This window comes from Photobacterium rosenbergii (assembly GCF_033022775.1).
Lineage (GTDB): Bacteria > Pseudomonadota > Gammaproteobacteria > Enterobacterales > Vibrionaceae > Photobacterium > Photobacterium rosenbergii_A.
The window spans coordinates 130,135-152,258 of sequence record NZ_JAWJZI010000003.1 but is presented as its reverse complement, the minus strand read 5'-3'; the positions used below and the strand labels follow the sequence as shown (position 1 = coordinate 152,258).

Annotated in this window: 26 protein-coding genes; 22 read left to right on the top strand and 4 right to left on the bottom strand. The window is 49.9% G+C overall.

The window, feature by feature from the left end; all coding sequences use genetic code 11:
* Positions 1-3: 3 nt before the first annotated feature.
* The 4 genes from R2X38_RS08665 to R2X38_RS08650 are packed head-to-tail and all read right to left on the bottom strand — an operon-like array spanning position 4 to position 2,704.
* Complete coding sequence (locus R2X38_RS08665) at positions 4-840, bottom strand: hemin ABC transporter substrate-binding protein (protein ID WP_317521839.1); 837 nt, start codon at positions 838-840, stop codon at positions 4-6.
* On the bottom strand, positions 837-1,259 hold the full coding sequence (locus R2X38_RS08660; protein WP_317521838.1) for a biopolymer transporter ExbD: 423 nt from the start codon (positions 1,257-1,259) through the stop codon (positions 837-839). The genes R2X38_RS08665 and R2X38_RS08660 overlap by 4 nt, the downstream gene beginning before the upstream one ends.
* On the bottom strand, positions 1,256-1,939 hold the full coding sequence (locus R2X38_RS08655; RefSeq protein WP_317521837.1) for a MotA/TolQ/ExbB proton channel family protein: 684 nt from the start codon (positions 1,937-1,939) through the stop codon (positions 1,256-1,258). Before R2X38_RS08655 ends, R2X38_RS08660 begins: the two co-directional genes overlap by 4 nt.
* 18 nt (positions 1,940-1,957) lie before the next feature.
* On the bottom strand, positions 1,958-2,704 hold the full coding sequence (locus tag R2X38_RS08650; protein ID WP_317521836.1) for an energy transducer TonB: 747 nt from the start codon (positions 2,702-2,704) through the stop codon (positions 1,958-1,960).
* 358 nt (positions 2,705-3,062) lie between these two features.
* On the opposite strand from R2X38_RS08650, the gene hutW reads away from it, so the two are divergent.
* The 22 genes from hutW to eutH all read left to right on the top strand — a co-directional run bounded on the left by hutW (position 3,063) and on the right by eutH (position 22,120).
* Positions 3,063-4,448, top strand: coding sequence for a heme anaerobic degradation radical SAM methyltransferase ChuW/HutW (gene hutW / locus R2X38_RS08645; protein WP_317521835.1), 1,386 nt, complete (start codon positions 3,063-3,065; stop codon positions 4,446-4,448).
* A gap of 51 nt (positions 4,449-4,499) precedes the next feature.
* Positions 4,500-5,018: a heme utilization cystosolic carrier protein HutX gene (gene hutX / locus R2X38_RS08640; RefSeq protein ID WP_317521834.1), complete on the top strand. Its 519-nt coding sequence runs from the start codon at positions 4,500-4,502 to the stop codon at positions 5,016-5,018.
* Between the two features lie 25 nt (positions 5,019-5,043).
* Complete coding sequence (gene hutZ / locus R2X38_RS08635) at positions 5,044-5,601, top strand: heme utilization protein HutZ (RefSeq protein WP_317521833.1); 558 nt, start codon at positions 5,044-5,046, stop codon at positions 5,599-5,601.
* Positions 5,602-5,779: 178 nt separating this feature from the next.
* The gene (locus tag R2X38_RS08630; protein WP_317521832.1) at positions 5,780-6,175 is read left to right on the top strand and encodes a hypothetical protein; all 396 of its coding nucleotides are present in this window, start codon (positions 5,780-5,782) and stop codon (positions 6,173-6,175) included.
* Between the two features lie 400 nt (positions 6,176-6,575).
* On the top strand, positions 6,576-6,926 hold the full coding sequence (gene eutS, locus R2X38_RS08625) for an ethanolamine utilization microcompartment protein EutS (protein ID WP_187462167.1): 351 nt from the start codon (positions 6,576-6,578) through the stop codon (positions 6,924-6,926).
* Between the two features lies 1 nt (position 6,927).
* Positions 6,928-7,404 (top strand): EutP/PduV family microcompartment system protein, encoded by a 477-nt coding sequence (locus R2X38_RS08620; protein ID WP_317521831.1) that lies wholly within the window; start codon positions 6,928-6,930, stop codon positions 7,402-7,404.
* 18 nt (positions 7,405-7,422) lie between these two features.
* Complete coding sequence (gene eutQ, locus R2X38_RS08615) at positions 7,423-8,148, top strand: ethanolamine utilization acetate kinase EutQ (RefSeq protein WP_317521830.1); 726 nt, start codon at positions 7,423-7,425, stop codon at positions 8,146-8,148.
* Between the two features lie 2 nt (positions 8,149-8,150).
* Positions 8,151-8,987, top strand: a complete 837-nt coding sequence (gene eutT / locus R2X38_RS08610) for an ethanolamine utilization cob(I)yrinic acid a,c-diamide adenosyltransferase EutT (protein WP_317521829.1) — start codon at positions 8,151-8,153, stop codon at positions 8,985-8,987.
* Positions 8,974-9,951, top strand: coding sequence for a phosphate acetyltransferase (gene pta, locus R2X38_RS08605; RefSeq protein WP_317521828.1), 978 nt, complete (start codon positions 8,974-8,976; stop codon positions 9,949-9,951). Before eutT ends, pta begins: the two co-directional genes overlap by 14 nt.
* 29 nt (positions 9,952-9,980) lie before the next feature.
* Positions 9,981-10,301, top strand: a complete 321-nt coding sequence (gene eutM / locus R2X38_RS08600; RefSeq protein WP_187462172.1) for an ethanolamine utilization microcompartment protein EutM — start codon at positions 9,981-9,983, stop codon at positions 10,299-10,301.
* Between the two features lie 15 nt (positions 10,302-10,316).
* Positions 10,317-10,592, top strand: a complete 276-nt coding sequence (gene eutM, locus R2X38_RS08595) for an ethanolamine utilization microcompartment protein EutM (RefSeq protein WP_039461512.1) — start codon at positions 10,317-10,319, stop codon at positions 10,590-10,592.
* Positions 10,593-10,641: 49 nt separating this feature from the next.
* A complete protein-coding gene (locus R2X38_RS08590; protein WP_039461511.1) occupies positions 10,642-10,938 on the top strand; it encodes a EutN/CcmL family microcompartment protein in 297 nt (98 codons plus the stop codon).
* Positions 10,939-10,962: 24 nt separating this feature from the next.
* Positions 10,963-12,372, top strand: coding sequence for an aldehyde dehydrogenase family protein (locus tag R2X38_RS08585; protein WP_317521825.1), 1,410 nt, complete (start codon positions 10,963-10,965; stop codon positions 12,370-12,372).
* 2 nt (positions 12,373-12,374) lie between these two features.
* Positions 12,375-13,211 carry an ethanolamine utilization protein EutJ gene (gene eutJ / locus R2X38_RS08580; protein WP_317521823.1) on the top strand — a complete coding sequence of 279 codons (837 nt, stop codon included), beginning with the start codon at positions 12,375-12,377 and terminating at the stop codon, positions 13,209-13,211.
* A 3-nt stretch (positions 13,212-13,214) separates the two neighbouring features.
* The gene (locus tag R2X38_RS08575) at positions 13,215-14,453 is read left to right on the top strand and encodes an iron-containing alcohol dehydrogenase (protein ID WP_317521821.1); all 1,239 of its coding nucleotides are present in this window, start codon (positions 13,215-13,217) and stop codon (positions 14,451-14,453) included.
* Positions 14,453-15,874: an ethanolamine ammonia-lyase reactivating factor EutA gene (locus R2X38_RS08570; protein ID WP_317521819.1), complete on the top strand. Its 1,422-nt coding sequence runs from the start codon at positions 14,453-14,455 to the stop codon at positions 15,872-15,874. Before R2X38_RS08575 ends, R2X38_RS08570 begins: the two co-directional genes overlap by 1 nt.
* Before the next feature lie 13 nt (positions 15,875-15,887).
* Entirely contained in the window at positions 15,888-17,252 is a 1,365-nt protein-coding gene (locus R2X38_RS08565; protein WP_317521818.1) for an ethanolamine ammonia-lyase subunit EutB, read from the top strand.
* A gap of 13 nt (positions 17,253-17,265) precedes the next feature.
* Positions 17,266-18,156, top strand: a complete 891-nt coding sequence (eutC, locus tag R2X38_RS08560; protein ID WP_317521816.1) for an ethanolamine ammonia-lyase subunit EutC — start codon at positions 17,266-17,268, stop codon at positions 18,154-18,156.
* Between the two features lie 13 nt (positions 18,157-18,169).
* Positions 18,170-18,826, top strand: a complete 657-nt coding sequence (gene eutL, locus R2X38_RS08555) for an ethanolamine utilization microcompartment protein EutL (protein WP_187462180.1) — start codon at positions 18,170-18,172, stop codon at positions 18,824-18,826.
* An 11-nt stretch (positions 18,827-18,837) separates the two neighbouring features.
* Complete coding sequence (locus tag R2X38_RS08550; RefSeq protein WP_317521815.1) at positions 18,838-20,196, top strand: 4Fe-4S dicluster domain-containing protein; 1,359 nt, start codon at positions 18,838-18,840, stop codon at positions 20,194-20,196.
* Positions 20,197-20,215: 19 nt separating this feature from the next.
* Entirely contained in the window at positions 20,216-20,764 is a 549-nt protein-coding gene (locus R2X38_RS08545; protein WP_187462182.1) for a BMC domain-containing protein, read from the top strand.
* A 255-nt stretch (positions 20,765-21,019) separates the two neighbouring features.
* Positions 21,020-22,120, top strand: coding sequence for an ethanolamine utilization protein EutH (gene eutH / locus R2X38_RS08540; RefSeq protein ID WP_317521814.1), 1,101 nt, complete (start codon positions 21,020-21,022; stop codon positions 22,118-22,120).
* Positions 22,121-22,124: the final 4 nt, after the last annotated feature.

The following is a 22,124-nucleotide window of genomic DNA, read 5'->3' as shown; positions in this document are numbered from 1 at the left end:
GCGTTATTGGTTGTAAAACACTTGGTTCAGGCGTTCTGCTTCACTCAGGCTTTTTAAGCCAAGGCCACCAATAAGCGCTGTGCCATCAATGGCCACCACCGCTTTGTTCTGGCCTGCTGGCGTTGCTGCTAGCAGAGGCATCTTCTTCAACAAGTCATCCGCAGAGCCAATTTGGCTGAGCGTGCGAGAACTTAGCAAGATGATATCAGGCTGCATTTCAACCATGGCTTCTAGTGATATTGGCTTGTACGACTCGACAGCACCTGCGGCAGGGTTAATGGCTCCGGCTAGGCGAATCACGCTGTCAGCGGTGGTATTACGGCCAGCCACATTCGCAGGGCGACCGTCGTGGATCATTAGGAACAAGACTTTTTTCTTGTCGGAGTGGTTTGCTAGGTTTTGGTTGATGGAATCAACCTTATCCTGCACGTTCGCCTGTAGAGCTTGTGCTTCTTGCTCCGTGTCGGTGAGTTCGCCGACTTGCTCGATACGCGCCAGAAGGTCATCAACGGTTTCACCTGAGTTGACCACATTTACTTCAATACCTGCTTGCATGATGAGAGCCAAGGTTGTCTTTGGTCCCATTTCACTTGAGCCTAGCAGACGAGTAGGGTTAAGGGCGATCAAGCTTTCAGCCGAAAGCTGGCGGTGGTAGCCCAGTACAGGCATGTCATCATTGACCATTGTTTTACTGGTAACATCAACGGCAACAAGTTGTTCTTGTGCACCCATTGCATTAATGAGCTCAGTAATTGCTGCTCCTGCACTGATAATGCGCTCACTGGCATAAGATGAGTTAGCAGCGAGTAGTAATGCGGTAGCCAGAGCAATACGCTTCATGATTTATCCTCTTCCATTAATAACTGTGTCGCCTTGATTTCATTTTGTTGAAGAAAAGCGAGAAGTTTAAGCATGTTTTCAACCGAGCCAGCCTTATCGGCACCAATCACCACGGGCTTATCAGGATTGGCTTTTACTTCCTTAAGAAGTGCAGTTTTGAAGGCATCCCAACTGTCGATTTCTGTGCCTTGCAGTGCCCAGTAAGGCTCTGTAGAGGTAATGTTGACTGTGATAGGATCTGATTCTGTTTCTTGCAGTGCCTGGGTCTCTGTTTGAGGCAGTTCGACATCTAAAGACTGCAGCTTCACACTGGCAGTCAAAAGCAGAAATACCATGACAATAAAGATGATATCGAGCAGGGGGGTTAAATCTGGCTTTAGTTCGTCTTCGCCAGCACCCCCTTGATTGGTACGGATCATGATTCGGCCTCTGTACGTTCGGCGTTGTCCGTCCTAGGCTGACAGTTTGGGTCAAGGGTCAGGCCTTCTAACCATAGGTTGCAATGGTTGAGGCTATGTTCAAGTTTAGCGGTTATTTTATCGGCCCAAAGTCCAAGCAGCTGTGAACCAGTAATGGCTGGCAGCGCAATGATAAGGCCTGCAGCAGTAGTACGCATGGCTAGACCCAGGCCATCTGCAAGATCGTTTGGTGTCACAGAGCCTGAGCTCATCGCAATGCCCTTGAACATTTCAATCAAGCCAAGAACGGTACCCAGTAGCCCTAGTAACGGGCTGATCACGCCAATTAGGCTCAGTAGGCGTAGGCCTGAACGAAGTTGAGAGCGCTTTTGCTGTAGCCATATTCCCGCTGCATCTTCACGCAAAGGCTTGGCAAAATGACGGTGTGAAATGAGCATGGAAACGCCTTTGAAAAGTAAAGGGCGTTTTTCTTTTAGCGAAGTCGCTAACTGGTCGAGCCCAGCTTCATCGCTACGGCTTTGTTTAGCCAAAATGGCATCAATTTTACTTCGGCCAACACCCGTACATAACAGTACCTGGATGCATCGTTCAATGAGGATCATCAGCGTCAGTGCTGAACACAGCAGCAAGGGTGCTGTCATTAGGCCAAATTGGTTTTGTAGGGAGTGAAACATTTCCATGGGTGATTCCAATAATTGCTAGTCCAGCTTAAAGCGGACAGGAACTTGTACGCGATGGGCAATGGCTTGACCATCAACAATATGGGAAGAAAAACGCCAGCGCTTGATGGCTTCCAGCGCAGCATCATCAAGGATCTCTGTGCCCGATGATTTCAATAGATTCTGTTTTACCTGCTTGCCAGACTCATCAATCCAAATTTCAACCAAGACTTGGCCTTCAATACCGCGACGCTTAGCAATGCGAGGGTATTTAACAGGGCTCGGCCTTGTGGCGAAGGTTGGCTTGGTCACGAGCTGAGGCTCACTGTTCACCCCAGAAGCGGCTTGTGCCAGGGTAGGTGCAGCTGTCTTCGCCACTTCTTCAATAGCTTTAGGCTTATCGTTCTCAACGGGCTTCTTAACAGGTGTTGGTTTCTTTGCGACCTTTTGTTCGACCTTCTTCTCAACTGTTTTTTTCGGTGCAGGTTTAGTGACCTTTTTTACCTCGGGTTTAGGCTCCGGCTGCTTTTTCTTTACCAGCTTTTTAACTGCTGTTTCTTCTTTGACGACTTTTTTAGGCGCTTCGACCGGCGCTGGAGGTGGTGGCTCGGCTGCAACGGGCTCAGTTGGCTGAGGAGCCGGTGCCGAGACGAGATTCAGCGAGACTTTGGTTGAGTCTGTACCAACCGGCATCGCCATCACCATTTTGTTAGGCACAGCTGAAAGCAATAGGCTGTGGGCAAGCACTGATACAACACCCGCTATGGCATATCTCTTTGCGTTCACTGTTTAACTCCAACTATGCAAAATAATGCTTTATGTGTTTGTAACTATTGATAAATTGTATAAAAAGTAATTTATCAATTAGCCCCTCGAATCAAGAATGGTTATCATTATCCATGTAATCGAAATAATATCAATTATCATTTGCAATATTATTTAGGGGTGCTTATGATTGCCTGCAAATAAGAGTGGTTATCATTCCACTCAATAACTAGGGCCTAGCCCAAAAGAAAGTAGTCATGCACGTTTGCTCAACGTGGTGCTAGAAGTAAACAGCAAAGAACTGTTGCTCTAGTGAGTAAAACTGACAGGTATCAGCCTGTTGTGGAGGGGCTAGGTATCTAGCTCGACGAAAAAGTAGATGATTGAAGAACAAGCATTACATTCTGCTGTGTTGGCGCCGGAGCTACTGACTGAAGCGGTGGTAGGAAAGCACACGCCTGACCCACTTCGCTATGCATTTGCCAATAAGCGTTCAGCGCATGCCGGTGGTATGTCGGCAATGATCGCAGAGGAAGAGCGACAGGGTTTAGCGCTCAAGGTGCTAGCGACTGTGCCAGAAAGTCCTAACAGTCGATGCCTTTATATTCATATTCCATTCTGCCGTGTGCGTTGCACGTACTGTAATTTCTTCCAGTATGCTTCCAGCCAGTCTCTAATTGATGATTATTTCGATGCACTGATGGTTGAGCTGAAAGCAAAAGCGGCAATGCCTTGGACACAAGCAGCCCCGTTTCGGGCGGTCTATGTTGGTGGGGGTACGCCAACCGACTTAACGGCAGAGCAAGTGACGCGTCTGGGTAAAATGGTAAAAGCTCACTTTCCATTGACCACAGATTGCGAAATTACCCTTGAAGGCCGTATTAACCGCTTCGATGATCAAATGTTCGAAGGGGCATTAGAAGGTGGCTTCAACCGTTTTTCCTTTGGTGTGCAAAGCTTTGACACAAGGGTACGTCGAAAAGCCAAACGTCTGGATGACCGCGAGCCAGTTATGGAGCGGATCCAATATTTGAGTGCAACCAATGAAGCCCCCATTGTCATCGACTTGTTGTTTGGCCTTCCTTATCAAGATATGGATGTTTGGCAGCAAGATTTGAGTGATTTCTTGGACAGCGGCGCACACGGTGTCGATCTCTATCAGCTGATTGAGATGGGCGGCACACCAATGAAAGGCATGATTGAGAAAGGGCGCCTACCAGAGCCTGCCGACACGCCGACCAAAGCATCTATGTTTGAATATGGCGTAAACTTTATGGCAGAGCACCACTTGCGTCGACTCAGCGGAAACCATTGGGCTCGCGACAATCGCGAACGCAGTATATACAACAGCCTAGCGAAAACCTCTGCTGAGGTATTGCCTCTAGGGGCTGGTGCTGGCGGTAACGTAGGTGGATTTGGGTTCATGCAGCACAGAACCTTGGAAGCTTACATTGAAGCTATCAAAGCCGAGCAACTACCTCTGGCGATGATGACTAAATCAAGCCCTCAAGCCGCATTGCACGCTGAGATCAAAGCGAGCTTTGATCGTGGTTTCTTGTCTGCAAGAGATTTTAACCAGAAGTTCTCACAAGACATCTTTTCACTATGCAAGCCGCTGTTTAAAGCGTGGCAAAAGAATGGTTTAGTGAAGTTGGAAGGGCAGTACCTTTCATTAACCCTTGCCGGAACGTTCTGGTCTGTGACCTTGGCTCAGTCGATGATTCAAGTTTTACAACAGCATGCGATGCCAAAAGTCGCTGCATAAACAAATATAACTAATTAATACTCGTACATTGAAGTACCTGGAGAGAAAAACGTGTTTGAGAAAATTTCCTTTGAATCGCTAAAAGCTCAGGTTGCAGAACAACTAGCTGCTGAACCTAAACTTCATGCAATGGCGATTGCCGAAACCCTAGGTGTCACTGAAGGTGAAGTTGTGATGGCTTTTCCTGAAGAGTTAGTGGTTGCTTTGCCAGGTGAACATGCACAAACGATTCTTGAAGAGCTACCTACTTGGGGCCCAGTTACCACCATTGTTCACTCAATGGCTTCAATTTTTGAAGTAAAAGCGCCTTTCCCTAAAGGTAAAGAAGCACGTGGTTACTACAATCTAATGGGTAAAGAAGGTGAATTGCATGGCCACCTACGTCTTGATCTTGTGACTGACATTGCTTTGGTAAGCAAGCCATTTATGGGACAGGAAAGCTACTTCATCGGCTTCTTCGCTAAAGGCGGTGAGTGTGTATTCAAAGTTTACCTGGGACGCGACAAGAAACGTCAACTGTTCCCAGAGCAAATTGAAAAATTCCAAGAACTTAAAACAAAATTTAAATAACAATAATATCCCGGAGAAAGTCAGAATGAATGCTGTAAAGCAAGAGCGCCTTCAAAACCGCCTAGGCCCAGAAATTAAAGAATTCCGCCAGTCTTGCCAGACTATCCAGTTGGCGACCGTTGATGCAGACGGTAAGCCAAACGTGAGCTATGCACCATTTGCCTTGCTTGGTGACGGTTACTATGTGCTTATCAGCCAGATTGCTAAGCACGCTCGTAATTTGCTGGCCAACCCACAGGTTTCATTGATGATGATTGAGGATGAAGCATCATCGAAGACTATTTATGCGCGCAAACGTCTTACATTTGAAGCCAATGTGGTTGTGGTCGAGCGTGAAACCGAGAAATGGCTGGCGGCGGTAGAAGAGCTGAAGTCACGTTTTGGCGAGATTATCGATGGTCTTAGCGGTCTGGAAGATTTCAAAATGTTCCGCTTTGAACCGACTCAGGGCCTATTCGTAAAAGGCTTTGGTCAAGCATTCCAGGTTGGTGGTGATGACTTGGTAGACTTTGTACACCTCCAAGAAGGTCACCGTCGAATCAAAGACGGTAGCGAAGTGACCCAACCGACTGAAGAGCTTTAATTTAAAAAAAACAGCCTAGGCCGCTCAACCTAGGCTGTTGTTTATCTGTCATTATAAATGACTATAACAGACTATAGCGGATAGGCTTGATCGTGATCAGCGTCTTGATTATCTAAACTTGATAGCACAAAAATACCTGTGATAATTAGGATAAAGATAATTATCAACGGATAAAGTCATGTCTACTGATCCACGCCGCGAAGTGCGATTTGCCTATATTGCCAGTTTCCTTACCCCTTTGACTTTGATGATTTCAGGCATCATTGCTGTGATCTACTCAGCTTACAAGCTGAACAAGGGAACTGATGAGCTGAGCTACAGCCACTACTACACCATCATCCGAACCTTCTTTTACTTCTTCACCTTCTTCGTGGTGTTGGGTGTAACCGCTGCAACTACCACGGGTATTATTGCCGGTGCCGAGTACTGGGTTTACAGTCCTGTACTGCACAAGCTCTTACAGGCTATACCTGTAGTTGGTCTTGTCATCGCGCTGCTTGCGATTGTGAAATGGTTTATACAGCATATCCAAGGTATGAAATTGCTTAAGGCAAATCAGCCGATCGAGCTGTAAAATTAAAAACTCACCATAATTAATTATTCTAAAGCCGATGTTTTGCATCGGTTTTTTTGTATCTATCTATGGTTTGGCTATCTAATTTCCTAAATATTTTAATCAATATGATAAATGTCTTTTAAATATCATTTTGATACTTATATTTAAATTGAAACAATTCTATCTGTTAATCGATGGTTAATGCGGTTGTTAGGCTTTTGTTGCTGCCGTTTGGCTTTGTTGTTTTATTTTCTTGCCTAGTAAATTATATAGTTATTTGTTTTGGTGACTGCGATCATGTTTTATTTATTAGTTTAATAATTAATGAAAGCAAAAAATAAATGTGTGACAGGTGTTTCATAAAAACGCTAGGCATAAGTGTAGATTGATTTAGTGTTTTTATACTAAGTGACCACTAATGTTAGATCTATCTTCTGGTAAAGAGCGGATTATTCAGGAGTTTGTGCCGGGTAAACAGGTCACTCTTGCGCATCTTGTCGCTAATCCGACTGAAGAGTTATGCGAGCGTGTCGGCGTAGAGAGTAAAGGTGCGATTGGTATTTTGACACTGACACCGGGTGAAACGTCGATTATTGCTGGTGATATTGCGACTAAGTCTGCAAATGTAAATATTGGCTTTCTTGACCGTTTCTCGGGTGCTTTAGTGATTACAGGTAGTGTTGCATCGGTCGATGAGGCCTTGAATACCGTTATTTCTGTACTTAATACCACTTTGTCTTATAACACCTGTGAAATAACGCGGACATGATATGAATAATCAGCAAATATCAAATATCGCCTTTATTGGCGAGGTTGATGCAGGTAAGTCGGCATTAATAAATAAGCTTTTAAATACTGATACCAATACTGGCAAAACACAGGCTGCGACTTTTTATCAGGGCAGCGTTATCGATACACCCGGAGAGTTTGTCGATAACCGCTCATGGAACGGTGCATTGCTGTCGACAATTTCATCCGTTAAGACGATTGTCATTTTGCAGCCGGCTGATGCCAAACGTGTCAGCGCGCCTAGCGGTTTACTTAGGGTATACCCAAACAAAAATATCGTTGCGGTGATCAGTAAGTCCGACGTCGAAGACGCTGATTGCGAAAGGGCAGAGCGGTTATTGAGAGTGGAAGGGATAACCGGGCCCTATTTTCGTACATCAATTTACGACCTGCCTTCAATTGAGCAGTTACACGGGCACTTACTTTCTCTTCAGCCGGTAAGTGCTGAATCCATCTAATTTGCAAGGGAAGCGGTAATGAAACAGCTAATTTCTGCTGCAGATATACGCAAAGCAAAAGCGGCTAACAAGTTTTACCTCGTTGTTCCGGTGGCGCAATACATTATTACGCCAGAAGCTCGCGATGTCGCCAAAGTTGAAGGCATCGCATTGCTAGACACTGAGCCTGATCAACAGCAGTTACCTTCTGCGCAGAAGGCACCAACTGGCGACGGTAATTTGGTCAGCAAGCAAAAAGACGAGGCTGAGTGTCCACAGCAGCTAGCCGCTAAGATCCAGTCTGAAATTGAATCGAAGTTACCGGGGGTAGACAGTGATCAGAGCCTTTTGATCAAAGAGCTCATCAGCAAGGCATTGCAAGACTTCGGTGTACAAGCCCCGCCATCAGCCCGGCAGATCAATGATGATGGCATTGTGCTGGTAAGAGGTAGCGCAGTTCAACTTGGCGAATTCGATGGAGCGCCAGGGAAGAACATAGGGCTTACCGATGTTATCGGTGCTCAAGACAACAGCAATATGGGCGTGGGCTATATGGGGTGGGAGAACGCATTCTTCCCATGGACCCTGTGTTACGACGAGGTCAACGTGGTATTGGAAGGGGAATTCCACGTAAAAACCGCTTCTGGAACCACTGTTGGTCAACCAGGGGATGTCATTTTTATTCCTAAGGGAAGTACGGTGGAATTCGGTACCCCGACTCATGTCCGTTATGTCTACATTACCTACCCAGCTGAGTGGGCGTAATCATGGACAGTAAAGCCTCGCCTGCATTTATTACGGAAGATTACCTTCGCCAGCATGTGGGATTACGTGCTGGTGGTGAAATCTTCTTGCCTGCAGGTACCCGTTTCACGCCCTCGGCCCAGCAGATGATCACCGAACGGCAGATTACGGTGAAATGGCGTGATGACAGCGGGCGGGTGTTTACCGGTGGGCAAGATAAGGCGCAAGCGTCATCCAAGCAGGTCCACCCATTAAAAACCAACAACGAACGACCAGAAAACGCGTGTGTGATGTGTGGGTCGAATATTGCCGAAAAGCCAGCACTGATGACTCACCTCAATGACAAAGTGCTGGTACCGAAAACGCACCCGAGGATTGCGCTGCGGGGCAAATTAGATAGCTGTATATGTTTTTGTGTTATGGCGCAGTGCGCAATGGGGAACCAACCGGAAATCTTAAAGGGCTTCATGGCTGATATCCGCTCATATCTAGGGCAAGTGCTGCAGGCCGAAGTGACCGAGCAGACGCTTCCGCTACCTAGTTTGGGCGATTTTGAAGCTGACGAGGTACATCGTTGGTCGCATAAGCCCTTGACGTACCTTGGCCATGACCATTTGCTGCCTGAGGTGGGTTATGGGGAGCAGGTAGCACAACTGAATTACCTGCGCGCCCTTGTCCGTGAGCTTGAGCTGATCGCAAGCCAGGTATTTCTGGACGACTGCATGCAACTGAGCCGCAACGATATTGTTGCTGGGTTGAACCGACTTTCGAGTGCGGTGTACGTGGTGATGATTTTGGTTTTGCAGTGCGAAAAAGGCCGCGTAGAAATTCTCAAGGAGCTTGGAAATGAAGTTGCTTGAAACATGCCGCGATGCTTGCCGCCAAGCGCCAAAACGTATTGTTTTTCCTGATGCCGAGGATGTCCGTCTACTGCATGCTGCCAACGAGATGAAGCTTGCTGGGTTGGCAGAGCCTATTTTGGTGGGTAACCCGTTCAAGCTGCGTGATTTGGCCCATCGTAGCGGCATCGCCGTGCCATGCCTGACCTTGCTTTCGCCTGAATCAGCGGGCTGCTTCGACGAAATGGTTTCTAGCTATGTATCACGGCAGCGTAAACCGATAACTACCGACGAGGCTGCGGCAAGGCTAAAACAACCATTGGACTTCGCGATGATGATGGTGGCCCACGGGTATGCCGATGTTTGTATCGGCGGCAATATCTCTACTACTGGTGATGTAATCAGGGCGGCGATACGTGGGGTTGGGATTGCCCCTGATTCCAAAACGGTATCGAGCTTTTTCTTGATGCTGTCGCCAGACGGCGAATCTGTCCATGCATTCTCCGATGCTGGCGTGATCCCATTACCGACAGCAGAACAGTTGGCCGATATAGCGATAGATACCGCAGCTAACTTTGCAAAGCTCACCGGACAAACTCCACGGGTTGCGATGCTGTCATTTTCAACCAAAGGAAGCGCTGAACACCCTACGGTAAGCAAGGTAACCGAAGCGACCGAACTGGTCCGTCAGCGTTGTCCAGATCTAATCATCGATGGCGAGGTGCAATTCGATGCGGCAATTGTTCCTGCAGTTGCCGCCCAGAAAATGCCCAATAGCCCACTTGAAGGGCAGGCTAATGTATTTATTTTCCCTTCGCTTAACGCCGGCAACATTGCTTACAAAGTTGCCCAGCGGTTAGGCGGATATATCGCGCTGGGGCCAATGCTGCAAGGTTTGGCTTCACCGGTACATGATTTATCTCGCGGCTGCAGTGCGAACGATATCGTTGATATTTCGGTATTGGCTTCATGTCTGTGTCGGTAACTGTAAACAAAAAAGTTGAGGAATAGCTAATGGAAGCGTTAGGCATTATTGAAACCAAAGGATTGACTGCACTGATTGAAGCATCGGATGCCATGGTGAAGGCGGCTCGCGTGCAGTTGGTGGGTTATAAGCAAATCGGCTCAGGCATTGTGTCAGCGATGGTTCGCGGTGATGTGGCTGCATGTAAGGCTGCAACAGATGCAGGTGCAGCGGCGGCTCAGCGACTTGGTGAGGTGGTAGCGGTGCACGTGATCCCGCGTCCGCACGGTGACTTGGAAGCGATTTTCCCAATTACCACAGAAGTAGAAGAAGAAAAACCTGCGGCATCCAAAGCCCGCACAACTAAATAACCCAAGGAGAAGCAAATGGACGCATTAGGAATTCTTGAAACCAAAGGGCTTACAGCGCTAATTGAAGCATCGGACGCCATGGTTAAAGCGGCTCGGGTAGAACTGGTTGGCTATCAGCAAATTGGCTCTGGGTATGTAACAGCGCTGATCCGTGGTGATGTTGCTTCTTGTAAAGCAGCAACAGATGCCGGTTCGGTTGTGGCGCAGCGTTTGGGAGAGCTGGTAGCTGTACATGTGATCCCACGTCCTCATCAGGATCTTGAGAAAGTCTTTCCGATCAAAGTGAAATAAAAATCCTCCCTTGGTAAAGGCTGGGGGAGTGATTGTATGAGGAGTTCGTATGCGCATCGCAAAGGTCATAGGCCATGTTATCGCCACTGTCCGCAGCCAACATATGCGGATGGACAAACTTTGCTTGGTGGAATTTATCGACAAGCAAGGTAACGGTATGGGGGAGATCCACATCGCGATGGATCAGCTCGGAGCCGGAGAAGACGAATGGGTAATGGTCGTGTCAGGCAGTTCAGCCAGGGCGGCTTACGGCGATTTGCAGACGGGTTCACCGGTTGATCTTTGCGTCGTGGGGATCATCGATGAAGTCACGGCGTCTCGCGAACAGCTTTATCGAAAAATTTAATGATGTTGCATGGAGTCGATCACTATGGATCAGCAGCAAATTGAAGAAATTGTTAGACGTGTTGTCATGCAACTTGATGTTGCCCACGGCAGTACCTCTTCAGGTAGCGAAGCCGGCGACTATGGAATTTTCCCAACGTTGGACGGCGCCGTTGCCGCGGCAAAACAAGCACAGAAACAAATTCATTCGCTAGCTTTGCGCGATGAGATGATTTTGGCTATCCGCCGGATGGCGAAAAAACATGCCGAAGAGCTTTCTAGCATGGCTGTTGAGGAAACAGGCTTTGGCCGTGTAGAAGACAAAATTGCCAAGCACTTGTTGGTCGCCCAACGTACGCCTGGAACCGAAATCCTTGCCCCTCAAGCGGTTTCAGGTGATGCGGGAATGAGCTTGATGGAAAATGCCCCATGGGGAGTAATTGCATCGGTAACCCCGAGTACTAACCCATCCTGTACTGTCATTAATAATGCGATCAGTATGATTGCTGCTGGCAATGCAGTGGTATTTGCACCTCACCCAGCAGCGAAAAAGGTTTCCCAGTATGCCATTCAGTTGGTCAACAAGGCCTGTGAAAGCGTTGGCGGCCCAGCCAGTATCTGTACCACGGTTAAGACGCCTTCGTTGGAAAATGCGCAGGCTCTGTTCTGCTACCCAGGTATTGGATTGTTGGTTGTCACTGGTGGTGATGCAGTAGTTGATGCAGCACGAAAGGTTACGGATAAGCGCCTTATCGCGGCTGGACCAGGTAACCCGCCTGTTGTTGTTGATGAAACTGCAGACTTGCAACGTGCTGCTATCTCCATCGTTCAGGGGGCATCATTCGATAACAATATCGTTTGTGCTACCGAAAAAGAGATTATCGCCGTTGAATCGATAGCCGATGAACTGAAAGTGCAGATGTGCCAGCACGGTGCCCATGAGCTAACACCAGCCCAGGCTGAGGCTGTGGCAAGGGTGGTACTTAAAGGTTACCCGGGCGAGAGCCCATCGGCCGATCCTAAATGGGTTGGCCGTGATGCAGCCAAAATTGCCGCAGCCGCGGATATCCAAGTTCCAGCCGATACCCGACTGCTGATCTTTGATGCTGATAAAGATCATGTCTTTGCTACGACCGAACAAATGATGCCGATCCTGCCGCTGATCAGGGCCAAGCATGTCGATCAAGCCATTGATTGGGCGGTGGAGTTGGAAAATGGCAATCGCCATACGGCCGCCATCCATTCAAAAAATATCGATGTGCTAACCCGGATGGCTTTTGAAATGGACTGTAGCCTGCTTGCCAAAAATGGACCTGCGATAGCTGCCATTGGTGCCGGTGGTGAAGGTTGGACAACCATGACCATTTCGACGCCTACCGGGGAAGGGGTGACCAATGCGTTGACCTTTACCCGCAAACGCCGTTGCACCGCCGTTGACGCTTTCAGGATTGTTTAGTCATGACTAGTTTGCTCGAACAAGTTAATCAGCACCTGCTGCGTATTGATGAATTGGTGAATGATGCGTCACCGATTACAGCTCCGGAAAAATGGCATGTCGGCATTGATTTGGGAACCGCGGATATCCAAACCGTTGTGGTCGATGGCTGCGGTGTGCCCATTGCGGCATTCCTTGACTGGGCCGATGTGGTCCGGGACGGGGTGGTGGTCGATTATGTCGGTGCCTGCCGCATTGCACGCGAGCAACTGCTCAAAGTGGAACAAAAGCTCGGCGTTAGCGTCGAGCAAGCCATTACTTCCTATCCACCGGGAACCGATCCGCGTATTTCTATCAATGTGGTGGAGTCTACCGGGATTGTGGTTAGCCATGTTATCGATGAGCCAAGCAGTGTAGCCGAGCTACTGCAGATCCAACAAGGTGCAGTGATAGATGTTGGCGGCGGGACAACGGGGACTGCCATTATATCTGGTGGCGAGTTGGTGACATCTTTAGACGAGCCGTCGGGCGGTCGCCATGTCAGCCTGACAATTGCAGGCGGGCTTGGGATTGATATGGATGAAGCCGAGCAGCACAAGCGCCGTAGCCATGAAGATCCTCTTGTCGCTGCAATGGCAAAGCCGGTTATTGAAAAAATGGCCGACATCGTCGCTGGCCATCTTGCTGGGCACCAACCTGCGGATATGTACCTGACAGGCGGTGGCACCCTGATTGCGGGCTTTAGTGATATTTTCCGTAAGTCTTTTCCGGCTATCAACGTGGTCGAGTTTTCACGGGCTCTCTATCTGACGCCGTTGGCTATTGCTAGCTATGGCTTGATGCTGGAAGGCAAGGAGTAAGCGATGAATGTGTCTCAAGCCGATATAGCAGCGATAGTCCAGCAGACGCTTACCCAGTTCCGCCCGCACCGGGGTTTTACTTTCCGTTCCCCGGCTGTCACGGTAACCGGTGGTTATTGCGTCTACCAGCTGGGTGAGGTGCTGAAAGAGCTTGGAGCGACTAAAGTACTGCTGGTTGCCGACAAACTGGTTCACCAGCTTGGCCTAACCACAAGTTGCGAAGCTGCCATCACGTTATCGGGGCTTGAACTGATGCTGTTCACCGATATCGCCGGTGAGCCGGATACTGACTGTATCAAGGCGGGCGCAGAGATGCTCAATCGTTGTGATGCAGATTTTGTTTTAGGGGTTGGTGGTGGTTCGGCATTGGATGCGGCGAAAGCCATCGCTGTTCTAGGAGACTATGCGGGTAAATTGACCGATTTCCATGTCGGCGGCATTGCCTCGCGGCGTGTAGGGCTGGGCGCGATACCGACAACTGCAGGTACGGGATCAGAGGTTACTGATATTGCGGTTATCAAGGATCTGGTATTGGGTATCAAAGTGCCAGTGAAGGGACCGGCGCTGGTGCCTGATATGGCTTTGATTGATCCCGCCTTGATGACGGGTGTGCCAGCCGGGATAACCGCTGCAACGGGTATAGATGCGCTGACCCATGCTATCGAGGCGTATATTTCCCGCCATTCAAATCCGCTATCAAAAGCCTATGCCTACCACGCCATTGAGGCGATTGGTAAAGCCCTGCCGATTGCGGTGGGTTACGGTCAGGATATCGACAAACGTTATGACATGGCAGTCGCAGCCTACAAAGCAGGTTTGGCATTTAGCAATGCCGGGCTGGGACTAACCCATGCCATCTCGCACCAGATAGGGGCCCGTTATCACCTCGCCCACGGGGTAGCTAACGCCATTTTGCTGCCTTATATCATGGCGTTTAATGCCCTTAGCTGTGAAGCCGAGTTGGCAGAAGTGGCAAGTGCGCTGGGGGTAGGGCGCGAATCAATGACATTGCGCGAGCGTTGCCGGGCCGCGGTTCTTGCCGTGCGCCAATTGGTCATTGACTTGGGGTTACCGACTTCGCTGGCCGATGTAGATATTGCCAAGCGAGATATTCCCTTGCTTGCCGAACAGGCGATGAAAGATATCTGCCTGAAGGGCAACCCTCGTGATGTGAACCCAAACCAGATCGCAAGCCTGTTACAGCAGGTTATTGATGGCACCTTGCCAGAAGGATACTGCTGATGGACAGGAAGCTGATTCACAGTGTCGGCATTGATATTGGTACCACCACAACACAGGTTATTTTTTCCAACCTGACGGTGGTTAACCGTGCGCCGGCGTCACAAGTGCCAGTGTATGAGTTTATCGAGCGTGAAATTGTCTATCAGAGTCCTGTGTCTTTCACACCAATTAATCGCGAGGGCACCATTGATGCCACGCGGTTGCAGCAGTTTATTGAACAGCAAATAGAACAGGCTGGACTGGCAGAGAAGGTTGAGACTGGGGCCATCATCATTACCGGTGAAACGGCTAAAGCGCATAATGCTCGTGATGCCATTATGGCGTTGTCCCAGCGGCTGGGTGATTTCGTGGTCGCGACGGCTGGGCCCAATCTCGAGTCTGTTATCGCAGGGCGTGGCAGCGGCGCGCAGGAACTGGCACAGAACAACCACCTGAAAGTGATGAATATCGACATCGGCGGAGGAACCTCTAATTACGTGGTATTCGATTGTGGCCGGGTGGTAGAGACCGCTTGTCTCAATATCGGCGGCCGCCTGGTGGAACTCAACGATAACGGGGAGGTGGTGTACGTCCACAAGCCAGGCATTGCGGTAATGCAGGATCTTTTTGGCGAAGCGCTGCATCCTCGCCAGATCACTGCGGATCACCTCAAGCGCATGGTTGACCGGATGGCCAACTTGATTGTCGAGGTGATGGAGGGACAGCTTTCCCCTTTGGCTGTGCAATTGCTTCAAACCTCGGCTCTTTCTGAGCATAAAGACTTAGACGCTGTATTTCTCAGTGGCGGTGTGGGTGAGTGCTACTACCAGCATGACAGTCAGGAGGCTGGAGGCTTTGGCGATATCGGCCCCAAGTTAGCGTTTTCTCTGCTGCGCCATGGCCGGCTTTCTAATTATCCAGTACGCCGCCCTAACCAGACATTGCGAGCCACCGTTATTGGCGCCGGGGCTTATTCGCTGACGTTATCAGGGTCGACAATCTGGCTGAACTCGGACGAGCTGCCTCTCAAGAACATACCGGTTGTTCATCCGGCCGTGGATTGGTTACAACCACAGCCGTCGATATGCGATGAAATTGTCATCGCTGCCGAGAGGATGGATCTTGCCCTCGGTTGCGACCGCTACGCGATAGCCCTCGATCGCGGAATGCCAGTGCGTTACCAAACTGTTCAGCACGTGGCGGAGGAATTGGCCCGTTTCTACCAACATCATGGCAATCATCAAGATCCAGCGTTTGTCATTGTACATAACGATATCGGCAAAGCGGTAGGCATGGAATTGCAACCAAAATTACAACCACAACCAGTCAGTGTGATTGACGAAGTGATCACCCATGAGGGTGACTATATCGATATCGGCAACAGTTACTTCGGCGGGGAGATTGTGCCCTTAACTGTGAAATCTCTCGCCTTCCCGTCTTAAAAGGAGTTGTTACATGAAGTTAAAAACCCACCTGTTTGGTCAAACCTACCAATTCAGGGATGTCAAAGATGTACTCGCTAAAGCTTCGGACCTTCGCTCCGGCGATATTCTGGCGGGAGTAGCGGCTCAAACAGCGCAAGAGCGTGTTGCTGCCAAGCATGTTTTGTCAGAAATGACGCTCAAAGATCTGCGCGAGAACCCGGTGGTCAGCTACGAAAAGGATATGATCACCCGCATCAACCAAGACAGCCTGAATCGTACCATGTACGAGAAAATTCAGAACTGGTCGGTGAGTGAGCTGCGTGAATACGTGCTGAGTGACGATATCAGCAACGAAGATATGCAGCGCCTTCGCAAGGGCCTAACGGCTGAAATGGTATCGGCGGTGGGCAAGCTGTGCTCGAACGGCGACTTAATGTACGGCGCCAGCAAGATGCCGGTTATCACCAAGGCCAATGCCACTGTAGGTTTGCCGGGCCACTTCAGCTGCCGCCTGCAACCCAATGACACCCGCGACAACGTTAACTCGATATTGGCCCAGACCTACGAAGGCCTAACTTTCGGCTGTGGCGATGCGGTGATCGGTATTAACCCTGTGACTGACAGCGTTGAAAATACCACGCAGATGCTCAATGCTATCCAGGACGTGATCACCAAGTGGGATATTCCTACCCAGCCATGCGTACTTGCCCATATTAGCACCCAGATGGAAGCGGTACGCCGTGGTGCGCCAGGTGGCTTGTTGTTCCAAAGCATTGCCGGCTCTGAAAAAGGCCTGGCCGAGTTCGGCGTCAGTGTCGAGATGCTCGATGAAGCTTATGAAATCGGCAAGCAGTACTGCAACCTGGCCGGTGAGAACATGATGTATTTTGAAACCGGTCAGGGTTCAGAACTTTCTGCCGATGCCCACCACGGTGCCGATCAGATGACGATGGAAGCGCGTTGCTATGCACTGGCACAGCGTTACAACCCACATCTGGTCAACACCGTCGTTGGGTTTATCGGTCCAGAATACCTTTACAACCACCAACAAATTATCCGTGCCGGTTTGGAAGACCACTTTATGGGTAAGTTGTCGGGCATTCCTATGGGGTGTGATGCGTGTTACACCAACCATGCCGATACCGACCAGAACTCCAACGAAAACCTGGTGACTTTGTTGGCCGCCGCTGGGGTTAACTTTGTGATTGGCATGCCGCTTGGCGACGACATCATGCTCAACTACCAAACCACCTCATTCCATGATACCGCCACTGTGCGACAGCTATTGAAGTTGCGTCCGGCCCCTGAGTTTGAAGCCTGGATGGAAACCATGGGGCTTATGGAAAATGGCCGCTTGACCCGCAAGGCGGGCGACCCGTCAATCTTCTTCAAATAAGGGGTAGCTAGGAATGAACGAACAAAAAATTCAGGATATCGTCGCCACTGTGCTGGCTCAATTGGGCGAAACCAATGTAACACCGGCGGCCGTGACCAAGGTGGTTGATGCCAAGGTTTCGCAACAAGACAACAACCATGCCGAGTCACTGCCTGATCTCGGCGAGAAATGCTTTAAAAAGTGGAACGGAATTACCGATGCTGCTGATAGCAAAGTGATTGATGACTTGATGTCCCAGACCGATGCAAGGGTAGGGACTGGGCGTACTGGCCCACGGCCTAGAACAACGGCTTTGCTGCGCTTTCTGGCGGACCATTCCCGATCCAAAGATACGGTGATCAAAAACGTCGAGTCTTCATGGTTGCAAGAGCGCAACCTGATGGAGGTGCAGTCTTGTGCGGTGGATAAAGACCAATACCTGACGCGTCCGGACTTGGGCCGCAAGCTCAACGATGATGCCAAGATGTTGATTCGTGATAACTGTAAGAAGTCACCGCAGGTCCAGGTTGTACTTTCTGATGGCCTGAGCTTGGATGCGGTGACCGTTAACCATGATGAAATACTGCCGCCATTGCTTAATGGTCTCAAGAATGCAGGATTGGATGTCGGCACACCTTTCTTCCTGCGCTATGGCCGGGTCAAGGCACAGGACGAGATCGGCATGTTGCTGGATGCCGAAGTTAATCTGTTGTTGATTGGTGAGCGCCCGGGGTTAGGGCAGTCAGAGTCGTTGAGTTGCTATGCCATCTATAAACCGACAGAAGATACCGTTGAGTCTGACAGAACCGTGATTTCAAATATTCACGCGGGCGGCACACCGCCGGTTGAAGCAGCTGCGGTCATTGTTGACTTGGTGAAAACCATGCTGGCGCAGAAAGCCAGTGGTATTAACTTGAAGCGCTAAGAAGGATCAAAGCATGGCTATTTTAGACAAAATCCAACCTGCCGTATTGGCAACCCGTGTGATTGCCTCGGTCGATCCTGTATATAAGGAAAAAATGGGGCTGGCACCCCACCACAACAGTATCGGCATGATCACCGCTGATTGTGATGATGTGACTTATTGTGCGCTAGATGAAGCGACGAAGGCGGCTAACGTTGATGTGGTTTACGCCCGTTCGTTCTATGCCGGTGCTGCTCACTCATCAGGCCCGACATCGGGCGAGGTGATCGGTATTTTGGCAGGCGCATGTCCGGCTGACGTCATCGCCGGCCTCGAGCGTGCCAAAGCCTTTATTGAAGATGAAGCAGCATTCCAGTGTGCTGATGAAAATGGCGACATTGCATTCTTTGCCCATCTGGTGTCATCAACAGGTAGCTATTTGTCAGCAGAAGCAGGGGTAGAACAAGGCGAAGCGCTTGCGTATCTGATTGCACCTCCGCTAGAGGCGATGTTTGCCCTTGATGCGGCATTGAAAGCTGCGGATGTGCGCTTGGTTAACCTGTTTGCGCCACCGTCAGAAACCAACTTTGGCGGTGGTCATCTGGCGGGCTCGCAAGCGGCTTGCCGGGCAGCGTGCGAGGCGTTTCAGGCAGCCGTGCTTGACGTTGCCCGTAATCCTATAGCGAATTAGGCGAGGTTGATGTGGAACCGCTATTGAAACTGGTTCAGCAAGCAGGGGTAGTCGGTGCCGGTGGCGCTGGCTTCCCGACTTACGTCAAGCTTGATTGCCAGGTTGACCTGGTGCTGGCAAATGGTGCTGAGTGCGAGCCACTGCTTTACAAGGATCAAGTCTTGATGCAGCAGTGGGGGCACGAGCTATGTGGTGGCATGTTACTGGCGATGAAGCAAGTTGGGGCATCACGAGGGGTGATTGGTATCAAGAAAAAAAATGCTGATACCATTGCTATTTTGGAGCCACTGTTGCCGGAGAATATCGAGTTTCTGCTCATGGATGATGTCTATCCGGCAGGCGACGAAGTGGAGTTGGTTTTCCATGCCACAGGGCAGCGGATCCCGGCTGGTGGCCTGCCGAAAGATATCGGTGTGTTGGTCAATAACATCGAATCATTCATTAATGTTTTCCGGGCTGCCAATGGCCACCCCGTCACAGACACCATGATCACGGTCCACGGTGAGGTCGTGGCACCTTATTCGGCATGGCTTCCTTTGGGCATGACATACCGTGAGGCCGTTGAGCTTGCCGGAGGCATGACAGCACAGGACTGTATTGTCGTTGAAGGCGGGCCAATGATGGGAGCGGTAACTGCAGATTTCGACAAGCCTATCACTAAGGTTTCAAGTGGTTTGCTGGTATTACCGAGAACATCACGTATTGCCCGCATCAAGCTGCGCAGTGAAGCGGATCTTCGCCGTATAGGCAAAGCCGCTTGTGATCAGTGCAGCCTGTGTACATCGATGTGCCCACGCAACTTGCTGGGTTACCCGATCAAGCCGCACCTTGCCATGCGATCACTCCAAGTCTCCGGTAGCAATAACTTGAGCTACTCACTGGCTGCGCAAGCATGTTCTGAGTGCAACCTCTGTACTATGTGGTCGTGTCCCGAGGGACTGGATCCAAGCCGGGTTTGCGCGACGACGAAAAGGGTGTTACGCGAGCATCAGCAGTGGCAATCACCAGATGAACTTCAGGCGCAAACCACAGAGGTCCACCCATTGCGCGAATACCGCGGTGTACCGACCAAGCGACTTGCCAGACGGCTGGAGCTCACTGACTACATGGCCAAAAAAGCCACGTTTCATGATTTTGAGATTACGCCCGAGAAAGTGGCAATTCCGCTGGCCCAGCATATCGGCCAGCCAGCACTGGCTATTGTGACAAAGGGCGAAACGGTTACTAAAGGACAGATGATCGGCCAACCTGCCGAAGGCGGATTGAGTACCGCTGTCCATGCCAGTATCTCGGGTATTGTCACTGCCGTGGGTGATTCAGTAGTAATCCAGCACCAAGCCATTGCCGAGTCGGCGGCTTCGTGCAATTAGACATAGATTGGAATAATAGATGGTAAATGCAATTGGCTGTATTGAACTGAACTCGATAGCGCGTGGCTATTTGGTTGCTGATGCCATGCTCAAGTCGGCAAATGTCGAGATCCTGTTTAACCGGACGATTTGCCCCGGCAAGTTCATGGTGATGGTCAGCGGCGATGTCGCAGCGATCAACGCAGCGGTCGAGACTGGATTGCGGGTCGGCGGCGGCGAAGTGGTTGATGACTTAATTATTGCCAATGTTCACCCGGACGTGTTTCCAGCCATCGCAGGTACACGTGTAGTTGAACATACCGCGGCACTGGGAATAGTCGAGACATTTTCTGTCGCTGCTATCGTGGAGGCGGCCGATGCAGCCGTCAAAGCTGCAAACATTGAGCTGCTAGAAGTCCATATGGCAATGGCGATTGGCGGGAAAGGTTTCGTCACACTTACCGGTGATGTCGCTGCGGTGCAAGCTGCTGTGGAAGCGGCAGCCGATCGAATTAGAGACAAAGGCGTGCTGGTCGACAAGGTCGTCATTGCACAACCCCGTAAAGAGGTTTTAGAAGGAAAAGTATAAATCAGTGATATAACCAAACAGTGGTCGTTCTTAATGTGGTATTTCGAACCACGCAAACTGTTGGTTGCTGTTGAAAATAACTGTTATTTACCCATTCGCTTTAATGTCTTTCGAGTAAATAAAGCGAACTAATCAAATTAACGTTCCATTTTTTAGCCGTATGCAGCTGCACAGGGCGGAGCTCTTGCACCTTGAAGAAAGCAACGATTCCTTGCAGCTGATGCAAATCATTATTTGGGAAAAGGAAGGTACATCATGAATGACATCATTCTATACATTATGGTGGGCTTCATGGTTCTGGGGGCGATAGATAAAGTTCTCGGTAACCGGTGGGGCTACGGACAGCAATTCGACGAAGGCTTCATGGCTATGGGGGCTTTGGCATTGGCAATGGTCGGGGTCGTGAGTTTAGCTCCGGTGCTGGCTAATTTACTCAGCCCTGTTGTCGTGCCTTTATATACCGCACTAGGTGCGGACCCAGCAATGTTTGCCGGTACATTGCTAGCCAATGACATGGGCGGCTATCCATTAGCACAGAGCATGGCGGAAACCGAAGCGGCGGGTTTGTTCTCTGGCTTGATCCTAGGTGCCATGATGGGACCAACATTGGTCTTTACCATTCCCGTGGCGCTGGGAATCATCCAAAAAGAGGATACTCAATACCTGGCGCGCGGTGTACTGATTGGGATGATCACTATCCCTGTGGGTTGCTTCGTTGGCGGGTTGGTTGCCGGCTTTGATATGGCAATGATCTTGGGTAATTTGGTGCCTATCGTGATTGTTGCCGGCTTGATTGCGGTCGGTCTATGGCTCAAACCCGATGCGATGATCCGAGGCTTTGAAGTCTTTGGTAAAGGGGTAATTGCTGTTATCACTATTGCCTTGGCGGCGATAGTGGTAGAAACCTTGACCGGCTTGGTACTAATCCCAGGTATGGCACCTATTTCAGACGGTATCGAAATTGTCGGTGCCATTGCTATCGTGTTGGCTGGTGCATTCCCGATGGTCCACTTTATTACCAAGCACTTGAACAAACCGCTCATCAAACTGGGCAGTTCAATGGGGATGGGAGAAACAGCAGCGGCCGGTCTTGTGGCTACCATGGCAAACAACATTGCAATGTTCAATATCTTCAAAGACATGGACAACCGCGGGAAGGTGATTAACGTGGCTTTTGCGGTATGTGGTTCTTTTGTCTTTGGAGACCACCTTGGTTTCACGGCGGCGGTAAATAGCGACATGATTTCTGCTGTTGTCGCCGGTAAATTGGTTGGTGGCTTTAGTGCACTGTTGCTAGCTGTTTATGTGACCCGAAACATGACAGATGAACCTGATTTGATTCCTGCCAACCAGTGATGAT

What these genes read in the sequence shown, in the direction of transcription:
- R2X38_RS08590 (WP_039461511.1), top strand. Translation starts at nt 10,642, where the DNA reads ATGCGCATCGCAAAGGTCATAGGCCATGTTATCGCCACTGTCCGCAGC.
- eutM (WP_039461512.1), top strand. Translation starts at nt 10,317, where the DNA reads ATGGACGCATTAGGAATTCTTGAAACCAAAGGGCTTACAGCGCTAATT.
- R2X38_RS08565 (WP_317521818.1), top strand. Translation starts at nt 15,888, where the DNA reads ATGAAGTTAAAAACCCACCTGTTTGGTCAAACCTACCAATTCAGGGAT.
- eutQ (WP_317521830.1), top strand. Translation starts at nt 7,423, where the DNA reads ATGAAACAGCTAATTTCTGCTGCAGATATACGCAAAGCAAAAGCGGCT.
- R2X38_RS08570 (WP_317521819.1), top strand. Translation starts at nt 14,453, where the DNA reads ATGGACAGGAAGCTGATTCACAGTGTCGGCATTGATATTGGTACCACC.
- R2X38_RS08545 (WP_187462182.1), top strand. Translation starts at nt 20,216, where the DNA reads ATGGTAAATGCAATTGGCTGTATTGAACTGAACTCGATAGCGCGTGGC.
- hutZ (WP_317521833.1), top strand. Translation starts at nt 5,044, where the DNA reads ATGAATGCTGTAAAGCAAGAGCGCCTTCAAAACCGCCTAGGCCCAGAA.
- R2X38_RS08575 (WP_317521821.1), top strand. Translation starts at nt 13,215, where the DNA reads ATGAATGTGTCTCAAGCCGATATAGCAGCGATAGTCCAGCAGACGCTT.
- R2X38_RS08585 (WP_317521825.1), top strand. Translation starts at nt 10,963, where the DNA reads ATGGATCAGCAGCAAATTGAAGAAATTGTTAGACGTGTTGTCATGCAA.
- eutC (WP_317521816.1), top strand. Translation starts at nt 17,266, where the DNA reads ATGAACGAACAAAAAATTCAGGATATCGTCGCCACTGTGCTGGCTCAA.
- R2X38_RS08630 (WP_317521832.1), top strand. Translation starts at nt 5,780, where the DNA reads ATGTCTACTGATCCACGCCGCGAAGTGCGATTTGCCTATATTGCCAGT.
- R2X38_RS08665 (WP_317521839.1), bottom strand. Translation starts at nt 840, where the DNA reads ATGAAGCGTATTGCTCTGGCTACCGCATTACTACTCGCTGCTAACTCA.
- eutM (WP_187462172.1), top strand. Translation starts at nt 9,981, where the DNA reads ATGGAAGCGTTAGGCATTATTGAAACCAAAGGATTGACTGCACTGATT.
- R2X38_RS08660 (WP_317521838.1), bottom strand. Translation starts at nt 1,259, where the DNA reads ATGATCCGTACCAATCAAGGGGGTGCTGGCGAAGACGAACTAAAGCCA.
- eutT (WP_317521829.1), top strand. Translation starts at nt 8,151, where the DNA reads ATGGACAGTAAAGCCTCGCCTGCATTTATTACGGAAGATTACCTTCGC.
- hutW (WP_317521835.1), top strand. Translation starts at nt 3,063, where the DNA reads ATGATTGAAGAACAAGCATTACATTCTGCTGTGTTGGCGCCGGAGCTA.
- R2X38_RS08620 (WP_317521831.1), top strand. Translation starts at nt 6,928, where the DNA reads ATGAATAATCAGCAAATATCAAATATCGCCTTTATTGGCGAGGTTGAT.
- pta (WP_317521828.1), top strand. Translation starts at nt 8,974, where the DNA reads ATGAAGTTGCTTGAAACATGCCGCGATGCTTGCCGCCAAGCGCCAAAA.
- eutL (WP_187462180.1), top strand. Translation starts at nt 18,170, where the DNA reads ATGGCTATTTTAGACAAAATCCAACCTGCCGTATTGGCAACCCGTGTG.
- R2X38_RS08655 (WP_317521837.1), bottom strand. Translation starts at nt 1,939, where the DNA reads ATGGAAATGTTTCACTCCCTACAAAACCAATTTGGCCTAATGACAGCA.
- eutJ (WP_317521823.1), top strand. Translation starts at nt 12,375, where the DNA reads ATGACTAGTTTGCTCGAACAAGTTAATCAGCACCTGCTGCGTATTGAT.
- eutS (WP_187462167.1), top strand. Translation starts at nt 6,576, where the DNA reads ATGTTAGATCTATCTTCTGGTAAAGAGCGGATTATTCAGGAGTTTGTG.
- eutH (WP_317521814.1), top strand. Translation starts at nt 21,020, where the DNA reads ATGAATGACATCATTCTATACATTATGGTGGGCTTCATGGTTCTGGGG.